Annotated in this window: 13 protein-coding genes; 9 read left to right on the top strand and 4 right to left on the bottom strand. The window is 72.9% G+C overall.

Translation table 11 applies throughout. The features are described 5' to 3' along the window. Window positions 1-324 precede the first annotated feature (324 nt). Window positions 325-1,305 carry a hypothetical protein gene (locus ACTWP8_RS32900; RefSeq protein WP_443325735.1) on the bottom strand — a complete coding sequence of 327 codons (981 nt, stop codon included), beginning with the start codon at window positions 1,303-1,305 and terminating at the stop codon, window positions 325-327. Between the two features lie 49 nt (window positions 1,306-1,354). Here ACTWP8_RS32900 and dapE point away from each other — a divergent pair, with 49 nt between their 5' ends. Together dapE and ACTWP8_RS32890 are read left to right on the top strand one after the other, a co-directional pair. Further along, complete coding sequence (gene dapE, locus ACTWP8_RS32895; RefSeq protein ID WP_443317772.1) at window positions 1,355-2,425, top strand: succinyl-diaminopimelate desuccinylase; 1,071 nt, start codon at window positions 1,355-1,357, stop codon at window positions 2,423-2,425. Between the two features lie 94 nt (window positions 2,426-2,519). Beyond that, window positions 2,520-3,362 (top strand): TIGR00730 family Rossman fold protein, encoded by an 843-nt coding sequence (locus ACTWP8_RS32890; RefSeq protein WP_443325734.1) that lies wholly within the window; start codon window positions 2,520-2,522, stop codon window positions 3,360-3,362. A gap of 93 nt (window positions 3,363-3,455) precedes the next feature. On the opposite strand, the gene folP is transcribed toward ACTWP8_RS32890, so the two are convergent. After that, window positions 3,456-4,268, bottom strand: coding sequence for a dihydropteroate synthase (gene folP / locus ACTWP8_RS32885; protein WP_443325765.1), 813 nt, complete (start codon window positions 4,266-4,268; stop codon window positions 3,456-3,458). A 241-nt stretch (window positions 4,269-4,509) separates the two neighbouring features. Between folP and ACTWP8_RS32880 the strand changes: the two genes are divergently transcribed. Both ACTWP8_RS32880 and ACTWP8_RS32875 read left to right on the top strand, forming a co-directional pair. After that, window positions 4,510-5,040, top strand: a complete 531-nt coding sequence (locus ACTWP8_RS32880) for a DivIVA domain-containing protein (RefSeq protein WP_443325733.1) — start codon at window positions 4,510-4,512, stop codon at window positions 5,038-5,040. After that, window positions 5,037-5,630 (top strand): DNA-3-methyladenine glycosylase I, encoded by a 594-nt coding sequence (locus ACTWP8_RS32875; RefSeq protein ID WP_443325732.1) that lies wholly within the window; start codon window positions 5,037-5,039, stop codon window positions 5,628-5,630. Before ACTWP8_RS32880 ends, ACTWP8_RS32875 begins: the two co-directional genes overlap by 4 nt. 80 nt (window positions 5,631-5,710) lie before the next feature. On the opposite strand, the gene ACTWP8_RS32870 is transcribed toward ACTWP8_RS32875, so the two are convergent. After that, the gene (locus ACTWP8_RS32870) at window positions 5,711-6,511 is read right to left on the bottom strand and encodes an enoyl-CoA hydratase-related protein (RefSeq protein WP_443325731.1); all 801 of its coding nucleotides are present in this window, start codon (window positions 6,509-6,511) and stop codon (window positions 5,711-5,713) included. A 366-nt stretch (window positions 6,512-6,877) separates the two neighbouring features. Between ACTWP8_RS32870 and ACTWP8_RS32865 the strand changes: the two genes are divergently transcribed. Then, window positions 6,878-7,045 carry a DUF3117 domain-containing protein gene (locus ACTWP8_RS32865; protein ID WP_003966491.1) on the top strand — a complete coding sequence of 56 codons (168 nt, stop codon included), beginning with the start codon at window positions 6,878-6,880 and terminating at the stop codon, window positions 7,043-7,045. Window positions 7,046-7,272: 227 nt separating this feature from the next. Here the strand turns inward: ACTWP8_RS32865 and ACTWP8_RS32860 are convergent, their stop codons facing one another. Beyond that, a complete protein-coding gene (locus tag ACTWP8_RS32860) occupies window positions 7,273-7,938 on the bottom strand; it encodes an O-methyltransferase (protein ID WP_443325730.1) in 666 nt (221 codons plus the stop codon). Between the two features lie 140 nt (window positions 7,939-8,078). On the opposite strand from ACTWP8_RS32860, the gene sigE reads away from it, so the two are divergent. From sigE to ACTWP8_RS32840, 4 genes are all read left to right on the top strand, one after another. Further along, window positions 8,079-8,873, top strand: coding sequence for an RNA polymerase sigma factor SigE (sigE, locus tag ACTWP8_RS32855; protein ID WP_443325729.1), 795 nt, complete (start codon window positions 8,079-8,081; stop codon window positions 8,871-8,873). Continuing rightward, window positions 8,870-9,745: a zf-HC2 domain-containing protein gene (locus ACTWP8_RS32850; RefSeq protein ID WP_443325728.1), complete on the top strand. Its 876-nt coding sequence runs from the start codon at window positions 8,870-8,872 to the stop codon at window positions 9,743-9,745. The genes sigE and ACTWP8_RS32850 overlap by 4 nt, the downstream gene beginning before the upstream one ends. A 137-nt stretch (window positions 9,746-9,882) precedes the next feature. Beyond that, window positions 9,883-12,132: a trypsin-like peptidase domain-containing protein gene (locus ACTWP8_RS32845; protein ID WP_443325727.1), complete on the top strand. Its 2,250-nt coding sequence runs from the start codon at window positions 9,883-9,885 to the stop codon at window positions 12,130-12,132. A 280-nt stretch (window positions 12,133-12,412) separates the two neighbouring features. After that, window positions 12,413-12,865 (top strand): sec-independent translocase, encoded by a 453-nt coding sequence (locus ACTWP8_RS32840; protein WP_443325726.1) that lies wholly within the window; start codon window positions 12,413-12,415, stop codon window positions 12,863-12,865. The last annotated feature ends 78 nt before the right edge of the window (window positions 12,866-12,943 follow it).

Below are 12,943 nucleotides of genomic sequence, written 5' to 3'. Positions count from 1 at the left end.
ATGCCCGCGGTGCGGACGCTGTGACTACCGCGTGAGGAGCGGGAAGGTTGCGGCGAACGGGGGTAAAGAGTTGGTAATGCGTCGCATTATCCGCTCTGGAGAAAAACGGGTGAACGCGAATCCCCGTATGGGCCTGATGTATCGTCACTCCCCCTGATCTGCAAGGAAGTTGGGGGCAAACGGGGAATGCGGCGGCGAGCGTCGGAATTCGACGGCGGGAATTCGGTCCGCGCTCCCGCTATCGGGTGGGCGCTCGCACGATTGCGCGGTCCGAGACGGCTTTGACCCGGTCTATGTGCGGTCTCTGCGCTGTCTACGAGCGGTCTATTGCACGGTTCGGATGAGAACCGTGCCCGAGCCCCGGGCCTTTGACGCGGCGGAGTTTCCCTCCGCAGCCTCCGCCGTGCGCCAGCCCTCCCCGGATTCCTCCGCGCTCCACACCCGGTTCCCGTAGGAGACCTGTGCGATGCGCAGCTCGGAGGCCTGGGCCACTGCCCAGTGCGCGAGTTCCCAGCCGCGCCGCCCGGGACCGCCCCGGTCCGGCTTCCTGCCCACCGGGACAGCCACCACCGCGTCGGAGCCCGCCCGGCTCTTCCCGCCGCCCGCTGCGGCGGTCCGCTCGAGGCCCGCGGACTGGGTCCGGGGCAGCACGTCGGGGCCGAACTCGCGGATGAGTTTGGCCCGCACGCGCGCCGGGTCGCCGGGACGCCCGCCGGCCAGGGCGGCCGTACAGCTGAAGGCGCCGGGTGTACGGCCGGTGAGCGCGGACGCGAGCAGCGAGGCCTCCTGCTCGTGCTTGGCGTACGCCTGCGGGTAGCCGCTGCGCTGTACCTTCTGCGCGGCCACGGTCAGCGGCAGCCGCTCGTACCCCGGCACCTTCACCAGGTGCTCGTAGAACTTCCGCGTCGCGTAGACCGGGTCCCGGATCTGCCTGGCCTTGCCCCAGCCCTGCGAGGGGCGCTGCTGGAAGAGGCCGAGCGAGTCCCGGTCGCCGTAGCCGATGTTGCGCAGGCCCGACTCCTGCATGGAGGTGGCGAGCGCGATGGCGACCGCCCGTTCCGGCAGCGCGCGCGAGGAGCCGACGGCCCCGATCGTCGCCGCGTTGACCGCCTGCTCCGGGTGCATCTCGTAAGTGGCGCCGTCCTTGCCGGGGCCCCTTACCGTGCAGCCCGGCGCTCTCGGGCCGCTGCTGGAGAAGTGCACGATCAGATAGCCCGCCAGCGCCAGCAGTACGGCACAGGCTGCGCCGATGCGCAGCAGGCGGCCGCGACGGCGGGTTGAGGTCGGGTGCGACACGGGCCCCACCGTACCGGCAGGGAACTCTGCCGTGCTGTCACGGGCTATCGTCGGCCGTATGGACCAACCGACGCTCGATCTGTCCCTGGACGCCGCGGCCCTGACCGCGCAGCTCGTCGACTTCCGCTCCGAGAGCGGCCAGGAGAAAGCACTGGCCGACGCGGTCGAGGCGGCCCTGCGCGGGCTGCCGCACCTGACCGTCCACCGGGACGGGGACGCGGTCGTGGCCCGTACGGATCTGGGGCGCGCCGAGCGGGTCCTCCTCGCCGGGCACATCGACACCGTGCCGATCGCCGGCAACGTCCCCTCCCGGCTCGACGAACACGGCGTGCTGTGGGGCTGCGGTACCTCCGACATGAAGTCCGGGGTCGCCGTCCAGCTGCGCATCGCCGCCACCCTGCCCGCGCCCAACCGCGACCTCACCTTCGTCTTCTACGACCACGAGGAGGTCGAGGCCGAGCTCAACGGCCTGAAGCGGCTCGCCGAGAACCACCCCGAGTGGCTTGCGGCCGACTTCGCCGTGCTGCTCGAGCCCACCGACACCAAGGTCGAGGGCGGCTGCCAGGGAACCCTGCGGGTCCGCGTCGAGACCACGGGCCGACGCGCCCACTCCGCCCGCAGCTGGCTCGGCGAGAACGCCATCCACAAGGCGGCTCCCGTGCTCGCCCGCCTCGCCTCGTACGAGCCGCGGCGCGTGGACATCGACGGCCTCACCTATCGCGAGGGCCTGAACGCCGTGATGATCGAGGGCGGTCACGCGGGCAACGTCATCCCCGACGCCTGCGCCGTGATCGTCAACTTCCGTTTCGCGCCCGACCGCAGTGAGGCGGAGGCGCTCGCCCACGTGCGGGAGGTCTTCGACGGCTTCGAGGTGGTGCTGACCGACTCCGCGCCCGGCGCGCTGCCCGGCCTGTCCGACCCCGCGGCCGCGGCGTTCGTCGAGGCCATCGGCACCGAGCCCGCGCCCAAGGACGGCTGGACCGACGTGGCCCGCTTCTCGGCCCTCGGCGTGCCCGCGGTGAACTACGGACCCGGCGACCCCAAGCTCGCGCACACCCGCGAGGAGCATGTCGCGGTCGCCGCCGTCCTGGAGGCGGAGGAGAACCTGCGCGCCTGGCTGACCAGCTGAATTCCGCTGTTCGTCACCTCCAGGTGCGTACCCTGCACTGAACGATCCTCGCCAGGCCCGCCGGCGGGGAGGCCCGATGCGGAGGGAGAACACCGTGAACAACGCTGAGGGAGACCGCGAGGCCCGGGAGCGGCAGGGCGAGCCGGAGCGGCGGCCGGATGAGCCGGAGCGGCAGGGCGAGCCGGAGCGGCCGGACGGGGAGCCGGGCGCGTGGCACGAGCAGCGGCTGGGCCCTGTCGTACGCCGCCGCGGGCAGATGCAGCCCACCACGACCGACCAGCGGCTGCTGGACACCCAGGGGCCGTCGGACTGGGTGCACCAGGATCCCTGGCGGGTCATGCGGATCCAGTCGGAGTTCGTCGAGGGCTTCGGCGCGCTCGCCGAACTCGGGCCCGCGATCAGCGTGTTCGGCTCTGCACGCACCCGGGAGGGCTCACCCGACTACGAGGCCGGAGTGCGGCTCGGCAAGGCGCTGGTGGCGGGCGGCTTCGGGGTGATCACGGGTGGCGGGCCCGGCGCCATGGAGGCGGCGAACCGCGGCGCATGCGAGGCGGGCGGTGTCTCGGTCGGCCTCGGCATCGAGCTGCCCTACGAGCAGGGGTTCAATCGCTTCGTCGACATCGGTGTGAACTTCCGCTACTTCTTCGTCCGCAAGACGATGTTCGTGAAGTACGCGCAGGGCTTCGTGGTGCTGCCCGGCGGCTTCGGCACGCTGGACGAGCTGTTCGAGGCGCTGACCCTCGTCCAGACCAAGAAGGTGACCCGGTTCCCGATCGTCCTGTTCGGCACGGACTACTGGAAGGGCCTGGTCGACTGGGTGCTCAGCACGGTGGTCGCGGAGGGCAAGGCGGGTCCGCACGACCTGGACCTGTTCCACCTGACCGACGACGTGGACGAGGCCGTGGCTCTGGTGAGCAAGGAGTCCGGGGCGCTGTGACGCCGGCGTCCGGGGGCGCGGCGCCGGCGTACGCGAGGCCCCGGCGTTGGGGATGTCGCGCGAGCCCGGCGTCCGGGGCGGCGGGCGCCTGACCTAGACGAGGCCCCGGCGGGCCACCGCAGGGGGCCGGTGGCCCTGGATCGAGGCGACCATGTCGAGCACCTGCCTGGTCTCGGCCACCTCGTGCACCCGGTAGACCTGCGCGCCCAGCCAGGCCGAGATCGCGGTCGTCGCGAGCGTGCCGGTCAGCCGCTCCTTGACGGGCCGGTCGAGGGTCTCGCCCACGAAGTCCTTGTTCGACAGCGACACCAGCACCGGCCAGCCGGTGGCCGTCATCTCGGCCAGCCTGCGGGTCGCCTCCAGCGAGTGCCGGGTGTTCTTTCCGAAGTCGTGCCCCGGGTCGATCAGGATGCCGTCGCGCCGCACACCGAGCCCGGCCGCGCGCTCCGCGAGCCCTGTGGTGACCCGCAGGATGTCCGCCATCACGTCGTCGTACGCGATCCGGTGCGGGCGGGTGCGCGGCCGGACACCGCCCGCGTGCGTGCAGACCAGGCCCGCGCCGTAACGGGCGGCGACCTCGGCCAGCCTGGGGTCCACCCCGCCCCACGCGTCGTTGAGCAGGTCCGCGCCCGCCTCACAGGCCGCCGCGCCCACCTCGTGCCGCCAGGTGTCGATGCTGATCACCACGTCCGGGTAGCGCCTGCGGACCTCGGCCACGAAGCCGACCGTACGGCGTGTCTCCTCCTCGGCGGTCACCTCCTCGCCGGGGCCTGCCTTGACGCCGCCGATGTCGATGATCGCCGCGCCTTCGGACACCGCCTGCTCCACGCGCGCGAGGGCGGGCTCGTCGCGGAAGGTCGAGCCCCGGTCGTAGAAGGAGTCCGGCGTCCGGTTGACGATCGCCATGATCACCGGCTCGTGCTCACCGAACTCGCGCGTCCCCAGCCGCAGCGCCACGCGTAACCTCCTCGGGGCCTTCCCGGGCCGCCCGATGATCGAGGACCGGCCCGCGAGAGACCCTAACGCCTGCTCGCGAGGGCTGCCCGGCAGGTCCGGCGGGGGCGGACCGGGCCCGGCTGTCAGCCGGGCGTGGCACGATCGTCCCTACAGGTTCGCTACGGATTGGTACGGCCCCGGGGAGATCGTCGTGTTCTGGTTCCTGCTCATCGCGCTCGTCGCGGTGGTCGCCGCGGTCACGCTCATCGTGGTCGGCGGAGACGACGGCGTGGCCCTGCCGGACGCGCAGCCGGACCGGCTCGACGACCCGCTGCCCGCCGACCGGCCTGTCGCCCGCGCCGATGTGGAGGCGCTGCGGCTGCCGATGACCGTGCGCGGCTACCGCATGGCGGACGTCGACGACGTGCTCGGCAGGCTCGGCGCGGAGCTCGCGGAGCGCGACGCCCGTATCGCCGAGCTGGAGGCGGCCCTCGCGGGCGCCCAGGCTTCCGCCATGGGCGGTTCCTCGCTGCTCAAGGATCGTGGTGGGCAGGGGGAGTACCGGGAGGACGGCCGCCGCGAATACGGCGGGCCGCGTGGTGGGTACGACGCCGGGCGCGGTGAGTACGGCGCCGGGCGCGGTGAGTACGGCGAGTACGGCGACGAGTACGGCGGGCAGGGTCCGTACGGGGCGGGCGGGGCGCGGGACGAGCGGCCCGGCCCCGAAGGGACCCGCCCGTGAGCGCCGAGACCGGCGCCGTGCCGGGACACGACGGCCGCCTGCGCTGCCCGTGGGGCCTCTCGGCCGAGGAGTACGTGAGGTACCACGACACCGAGTGGGGCCGTCCGCTGCACGGCGACGACGCGCTCTTCGAGCGGCTGTGCCTGGAGGCGTTCCAGTCCGGGCTGTCCTGGCTGACCATCCTGCGCCGTCGCGAGGGCTTCCGTACGGCCTTCAAGGGCTTCTCGATCCCGGCCGTCGCCGCCTTCACCGAGACCGACGTCGAGCGGCTGCTCGCGGACACCTCGATCATCCGGAACCGGGCGAAGATCGAGGCGTCCGTCTCCAACGCGCGCGTGGCGGCGGAGCTGGCCGAGGGCGAACTCGACGCGCTGATCTGGTCGTACGCCCCCGACCCCGCGGGCCGTCCCGCGCCCCGCACGCTCGCCGACGTCCCCGCGATCACGCCGGAGTCCACGGCCCTGTCCAAGGACCTCAAGAAGCGCGGTTTCCGCTTCGTCGGCCCGACCACGGCGTACGCGCTGATGCAGGCCTGCGGCCTGGTCGACGATCACTTGGCGGACTGCGTCTCCCGCCGGACCCACCCCTGAGCCGGCCCCGCACTGGGGCTCCGGACCAGATCCCCGAAGGAGCTTGGGGCGGAGCCTGTCGACGTCCCGGGACAACGCACCTAGCGCCCCAGGAAGACCGGCTTCTCCTTCTTCACGAAGGCCTCCACCGCGATCCGGTGGTCTTCGGACGCACCGGCCCGCACCTGGAGTTCGTCCTCCTTGGCCAGGGTCTCGCGCAGCGAGTGGTCGGCTCCGTGGGCGAGGGAGGCCTTGAGCGCGGCGTACGCGGCGGTCGGCCCCTCGGCGAGGCGGCGCGCGATCGCCGTGGCCTCGGCGGCCAGGTCGGCCGCCGGGACGACCTTGTTGGCGATGCCCAGCTCCAGCGCCTCCTGCGCGCTCACATTGCGCGGGAAGAGCAGCAGGTCCGCCGCCCGGCCGGCGCCGATCAGCCGCGGCAGGGTCCAGGAGACGCCCGAGTCGGCGGTCAGGGCGACCCCGGCGAAGGAGGTGTTGAAGGCGGCGGTGTCCGCGACGACCCGGTAGTCCGCGGCGAAGGCGAAGCCCGCCCCGGCGCCCGCGGCAACCCCGTTGACGCCTGCCACCACCGGCTTCGGCATCTCCGCGATCGCCGTGACGATGGGGTTGTAGTGGTCGCGCACCGTCGTCATCGTGCTCCCCGAGCCCGTCTCGTGGGCGGCCGCGAGCAGGCCGATGTGCTCCTTGAGGTCCTGGCCCACGCAGAACGCGCGCCCGCTGCCGATGAGCAGGACCGCTCGTACGGCGGGGTCGTCAGCGGCCTCCCGCAGGCTGTCCCGGAGGGCGACCTTGGTCTCGATGTTCAGCGCGTTCATCGCGTCGGGGCGATTCAGCGTGATCGTCGCGAGTCCGTCGGTCACCTCGTGGAGCACGGTGTCGGCCATTGCGTCGTCCCCTTCGTAGCGTTCGTGGACTTCGTAGGTTCGTGGAGTTCGTAGCGATGCGTGGCGGCTCGGTGCGCTGAACTCGGTGATCAGGCAGTCACGGGACAGCATGGCGGAGATCACCGGCGGCGGACATGTGACCTGCGTCAAACGAAGGGCCGTCGTGTGGACGCAGCGGGCCGCGCAGTATCGCAGCTGGATCGCCGAATTGGGTGGTTTTGCGAGAGCGCGTTGCAGAAGGGATGCAGACCGATGTTGGTCATCGGGTCCCGCCATGCGGGATAATGGCCTGGAAGCAATGTGTTCGATGCCGGTGACACCTGGGTTGTCGGCTGCGATGAGCTGGTTTCAGGAAGGGGAACGAGCATGGCGGCCATGAAGCCGCGGACGGGCGACGGCCCGCTCGAGGTGACCAAGGAGGGGCGGGGCATCGTCATGCGCGTTCCGCTCGAAGGCGGCGGTCGACTCGTCGTCGAGCTGACACCGGACGAGGCCGACGCGCTCGGCGACGCCCTGAAGAAGGTCGTCGGCTAGGCACAGGGCCCACACCACTTCCGCTGCCCCGGCGGATGCCGCGCACACGCACCTTGCGCAGCATCCGCCGGGGCAGCGACGTGTCGGGAGGCCGCGCGGGGTTCGGGGACCGCGCGGGGTTCGGGGACCGCGCGGGGTTCGGGGACCGCGCGGGGTTCGGGGACCGCGCGAGGTCCGGGGACCGCGCGAGCCGCGCGGCGCACCGCCGCCGGGTACCCCGGGTACGCTCAGCCGCGCTTGACCGCGCAGAGCAGGCCGTCGCCGACGGGCAGCAGCGACGGCAGCAGCGCGGTGCTCTCCCGTACCGCCCGCAGCAGCTCGCGCAGCCGCTGGATCTCGGCGGGCTGGGCCGCGGAGTCCACGGTCCTGCCGTCCGCGAAGACGCCCTCGAAGATCACGAGCCCCCCGGGCCGTAGCAGGCGCAACGATTCGGCGAGGTAGTCCAGGCACTCCATCCGGTCGCCGTCGCAGAACACCAGGTCGTAGCCGCCGTCCGCGAGGCGGGGCAGGACGTCGAGGGCGCGGCCGGGGATGAAGCGCGCCCGGTTCCCGGCGAAGCCCGCGGCCCGGAAGGCCTGGCGCGCGAACTGCTGCCGCTCGGGCTCGGTGTCCACGGTGGTCAGGACGCCGTCGGGCCGCATGCCGTACAGAAGGTGGATTCCGGACACCCCGGTACCGGTGCCGATCTCGGCCACGGCCTTGGCGCCCGCGGTGGCCGCGAGCAGGCGCAACGCGGCCCCGGTGCCGGCCGACACCGAGCGCAGGCCTGTCTCCCTGGCCCGGTCGCGGGCCCAGCGCAGCGCCTCGTCCTCGGCGACGAACGCATCGGCGAACGCCCAGCTCGTCTGCCGGTTGCCGGTAATGGTCCTCTCCTGTCCCCGTAGTTGACGCAACCGTGACTGTATCCGCTGGATCGGGAACCCGCAGATGGGACCGGGCGTTACAAGAGGCGGGGAAATGAAAGAGGGGCGGGGGAGCAGTGGCAAAAAAGAGGGTCAAAGATCCTTATGCGGAGCTAACGGGCGAGGCGGATATGGTAGGGGCTCTACTGGACACCACCAGAGCCGATAGGGGAGGTGCGGCTGCGGCGGGTGACCGAGGAGTGCTGAGGCGCTTTCGCAGGTCGGCCGGCGAGCCGAAATCCGTGACCAACACTGCTGACCGTTCCGGCGCCACCACCGACTCCGTACCGACGACCGCGACTTTCTCCTCTGCCGCGTCTTTCGGTGACGAGGCGGATGCGCAGGCGTGGACCCCTCCCACCTGGGAGGAGATCGTCAGCACACACAGCGGACGGGTCTACCGCCTCGCCTACCGCCTCACCGGTAACCAGCACGATGCGGAGGACCTCACCCAGGAGGTCTTCGTCCGCGTCTTCCGCTCCCTGTCCACGTACACGCCCGGCACCTTCGAGGGCTGGCTGCACCGGATCACCACAAATCTCTTCCTGGACATGGTCCGGCGCCGCCAGCGGATCCGGTTCGACGCGCTCGGTGACGACGCCGCGGAGCGCCTGGCCAGCCGCGAGCCGTCCCCGCAGCAGCACTTCCACGACAGCCACTTCGACGCCGATGTGCAGCAGGCGCTGGACACGCTCGCGCCGGAGTTCCGTGCCGCGGTCGTGCTCTGCGACATCGAGGGTCTGTCCTACGAGGAGATCGCCGCGACGCTGGGCGTCAAGCTCGGCACGGTGCGCAGCCGGATCCACCGCGGCCGCTCCCACCTGCGCAAGGCGCTTCAGCACCGGTCGCCCGCGGCCCGTGCCGAGCAGCAGCGCTCCCTGGCCGCCGCCTTCCCAGGGCTCGCAGTGGAGGGCGGGACGGCGTGACCGGATCAGGCGGCTCGCGCCATGTCGAGCAGCACCTGGGCGACCGACTCGCCGCGCTGGTCGACGGAGAGCTCGAGCACGACGCCCGCGAGCGGGTGCTGGCACACCTGGCGACCTGCGGGAAATGCAAGGCGGAGGCCGACGCGCAGCGGCGGCTGAAGAGCGTTTTCGCGGAGACGGCCCCGCCACCGCCCTCGGAAGGCCTGCTGGCCCGGCTGCAGGGCCTGCCAGGCGCGGATGACGACGGTCCGGGTGGCCCGGGTGGCCCGGGTGACGCGGGGAACCCGTTCGGTTCCGGCGGTGTCTTCGGCGTACAGCAGGGCGGCTTCGCGTACGTCCCGTCGGGGAACCACGGGCGCTCGAGGGAGAGCGGGTTCCGTATACACGACGTCGAGCGGCCGGGCTCGCGCGGGCGACGGTTCGCGTTCGCCGCGGCAGGCGCGGTGTCGCTGGCCGCGATCGCGCTCGGCGGCGCGCTCCCGCTGGAGGCGGCGATCGAGTCGGCCGCCGCGCGGGGCGAGGGTCCGGGCGCGGCGGCGACACCGGCTCGTACGGCCCAGGCGGGCGGCGCCGCATCCGTGAGTGGCGGTGACGCACTGCTGGCGGCGTCCGGTTCGGACATCCACCCCTTTCTTCTGAGCGCACCGGCGGGCGCGGGCGAGGCGTCGGCCCCCAAGCCGACCGCCCACCCGCCGTACGCGCTGCCGCACCACTACGTCCCGCGGATGCTGCCGACCGCGGCGGGCCCCCCGCTGCTCCGGCAAGCGTCCGCCGGTCCGCAGAACGCCTTCTTCGGCGGAGTGCCGGCCGCCATCGACCCGGCCCCGGCGCCGACCCAGCTCGCCCTGCCGTCCGCGTCCCCGGAGCACTGAGCGCCCGGGTCCCGGCGGGGCCGCGGCGGGGTCGCTGCGCCCGCGCGGGCGGACCTGATTGAATCGCCACTGGGCCGCCGGTGCGGACCAGTTGGCGACACAGCCCGCGTTGGCCGCGGGCGAACGGTGGGGAGAACATGGACGAGGGGAAGGCCGCCGGGCCGAAGCCGAAGTGGTGGAGTCGACCCCGGCGCGCCCAGAGCGCCCCACCGCCCAACGACACACCACCGCCTGCAGAATTGCCCGCCGCCGACGCCGAGCGGCCCGCGGAAGAAGTGCCCGCCGCCGATCTCCCGCGGCCCGCGGACGTGCCCGCCCCGGACGCCCCGCCCGCGGTCGACCCTCCGGTGTCCCCCACGACGACAGCCGACCAGCCGCCGAGCGCCTCCGGCGCCGGTGCGCAGGGCCGTGCGTCCACGAACTCGGCTTCCGCGCAGGCTGGTCGTCTGCCCGCCGGCTCGTCGCCTGCTCCGTTGCCCGGAGACGGCGCGCCGGGCAGCGGTGGCGCTTCGGCGGCCGAGCAGCCGCCGACCGCGTCCGGCTCCCCCGTCGGGCAGTCGGACGGCGCCGCTGCGCCGCGCTCCGAGAAGAGCGTCGCTACGGCGGGTCTTGAGGCCCCTGGCCCGGAGGCGTCAGGCAATGCGTCAGCTCAGGCTGGACAAGCGACTTTTGCCCCGGCAACCGTCTTCCCGGCAGGAGGAGGTTCGGCCAGCGGCGGCGGTTCCGTTGCCGCCGAGCAGCCGACGACCGGCCCAGATGCCGGTGCCCCCGGGGAGCAGCCGGGCGGTGGGGCCAGGGCGGGGGCCGGGGCCGGGGGTGATGTGCCGCAGCCGCGGCATGCGCCGGATCCGTACGGGACGCCGCCGTACGGGGAGCCCGGGCCGTGGGCGCCGGCGCCGCCTGTGCAGCGGCCCGTGGCCACGCCCGCGCACGGGACGCCTGTGCCTCCGGCCGTGACGCAGTCCGCCCCGGGTCAGGCGGCCACGCCCGCGCATGGCACGCACATGCCGCCCGCGCCCGTGGGCGGCCCTCCGCCGCACCACCCCACGCCGGCGCATGGCACCCAGCTGCCCGCGCAAAGCCAGGTGCCGGCCCCCACCCCAACTCCCGCCCATGGCACGCAACTTCCCGCGTCCGCGACGAGTGGGCAGTGGCGGCAGTACGACCCGTGGTCCGCGTCGCCCACCGGGGCCGCCGGACCCATCGGAGCCGCCGGGGCTGCCGCTCCGCCCGGGGTGCTCGAGCCGCCGCCGCGGCGGCGGTCTCGGCGGGGGAGCATGCTCCTCGGGGCGCTGCTGCTCGCGCTCGTCTCCGGCGGCATCGGCGGCGGGATCGGCGCGTACGTCGAGCGCAACGGCGGCATCACCGAGGTCGAGCTGCCGCAGGCCTCCGCCGAGCCCGGCGACCAAGCCCGCGACCCGGAGAGCGTGGCCGGAATCGCCGCGGCCGCGCTGCCCGGCGTCGTCACCCTCCATGTCGAGGGTTCGGGCGGTCAGGCGACCGGCACCGGCTTCGTGCTCGACAAGCGGGGCCACATCCTCACCAACAACCATGTCGTGGAGCCCGCCGCCTCGAGCGGCGACATATCGGTGACGTTCAGCGGCGGCGAGGTGGCCCGCGCCGAGATCGTGGGCCGCGACACCGGCTACGACCTGGCCGTCGTCAAGGTCAGCGGCGTATCCGGACTCAGGCCGCTGACCCTCGGCAACTCCGACTCCGTACGCGTCGGCGACCCGGTCGTCGCGATCGGGTCGCCGTACGACCTGGCGGGCACCGTCACGTCCGGCATCATCAGCGCCAAGGAGCGGCCCATCACCGCGGGCGGCGAGCAGGCCGACGGCAGTGACATCAGCTACGTGGACGCGCTGCAGACCGACGCCCCGATCAACCCCGGCAACTCCGGCGGCCCGCTGGTCGACTCGGAGGGTCGTGTCATCGGCATCAACAGCGCCATCAAGGCGGCCGACAGCGGCAGCGGGGGACTGGACAGCGCCCAGGGCGGCAGCATCGGCCTCGGCTTCGCGATCCCGGTCAACCAGGGCAAGCGGGTCGCCGAGGAGCTGATCAACACGGGCCGGGCGACGCACCCCGTGATCGGCGTCACGCTCGACCTCGAGTACACCGGCGACGGCGCCCGCGTCCGCACCGGGCGCAGCGGCGGCGTCGGCGGCGGCGCCCCGGTCAAGCCCGGTGGCCCCGGCGACAAGGCCGGGATCGAAGCCGGCGACGTCATCACCGAGGTGGACGGCGCGCGCGTGCACAGCGGGGAGGAGCTGATCGTGAAGATCCGCAGCTACCGCCCCGGCGACCGCCTGGAGCTGACGCTGGAGCGGGACGGCAAGGAGCGCACGCTCGAGCTGACCCTCGGCTCGGCGAGCGGCGGCTGATGCACCACACTGCGCACCAGCCCGCGCACCGGCCCACCCACAGGACGAGGCACCACCCCGCGCACCGGCCCATCCACAGGACGAGGCACCACCCCATGCGCCATGCCGCGCAGCGGCGCACCCACCGGTCCACCCTCCGGCCCGCCCCACCGCCCGATGCGGTGCATCGGACCTCGTACGCCCCCACCGTGGTACCGGCCCACCCGGGCGGCCCGGTACCGTGGAGCGGGCCCGGACCCTCATCGACTTGCGGGCCGTGGACATCTCAAGGAGCTGCAAGGTGTTCAATGACATAGGCGCACTCGAGCTTGTCGCGCTCGTGATCCTTGCGGTACTCATCTTCGGTCCCGACAAGCTCCCCAAGCTCATCCAGGACGTCTCGCGCTTCATCCGCAAGGTGCGCGACTTCTCCGAGAACGCCAAGGCGGACATCCGCAGCGAGCTCGGCCCCGAGTTCAAGGACTTCGAGTTCGAGGATCTCAACCCCAAGACGCTCGTCCGCAAGCAGCTCATGGACAACGACGAACTCGGGCTCAAGGAGATCCGCAACGGCTTCGACTTCCGCAAGGACGTGTCGGAGGTCGCCGACGCCGTGCACGGCCGCGCGAGCGACTCTTCGCACGCGTCAGACGGCTCGTCGTCCGGCTCGCCATCCAGCGGCTCCGATCTGCTGCGCAAGCGCGATCAACTCGACCAGGGCGAGCGTCCGCCCTTCGACTCCGACGCCACCTGATCCCCCCGTATGTCCGACTGGACCGACCGGTGTGGCTATCCTCCCTGTGTCCGGGGTGAGATCGCCCGAGGGGCGGGT

It is taken from the genome of Streptomyces sp. 7N604 (assembly GCF_052245475.1).
Taxonomy (GTDB): Bacteria; Actinomycetota; Actinomycetes; order Streptomycetales; family Streptomycetaceae; genus Streptomyces.
The sequence above is the reverse complement of the archived record's forward strand: the minus strand, read 5'-3'. Positions and strand labels throughout refer to the sequence as shown.

What these genes read in the sequence shown, in the direction of transcription:
- ACTWP8_RS32865 (WP_003966491.1), top strand. Translation starts at nt 6,878, where the DNA reads ATGGCGGCCATGAAGCCGCGGACGGGCGACGGCCCGCTCGAGGTGACC.
- sigE (WP_443325729.1), top strand. Translation starts at nt 8,079, where the DNA reads ATGGTAGGGGCTCTACTGGACACCACCAGAGCCGATAGGGGAGGTGCG.
- dapE (WP_443317772.1), top strand. Translation starts at nt 1,355, where the DNA reads ATGGACCAACCGACGCTCGATCTGTCCCTGGACGCCGCGGCCCTGACC.
- ACTWP8_RS32870 (WP_443325731.1), bottom strand. Translation starts at nt 6,511, where the DNA reads ATGGCCGACACCGTGCTCCACGAGGTGACCGACGGACTCGCGACGATC.
- folP (WP_443325765.1), bottom strand. Translation starts at nt 4,268, where the DNA reads ATGGCGATCGTCAACCGGACGCCGGACTCCTTCTACGACCGGGGCTCG.
- ACTWP8_RS32845 (WP_443325727.1), top strand. Translation starts at nt 9,883, where the DNA reads ATGGACGAGGGGAAGGCCGCCGGGCCGAAGCCGAAGTGGTGGAGTCGA.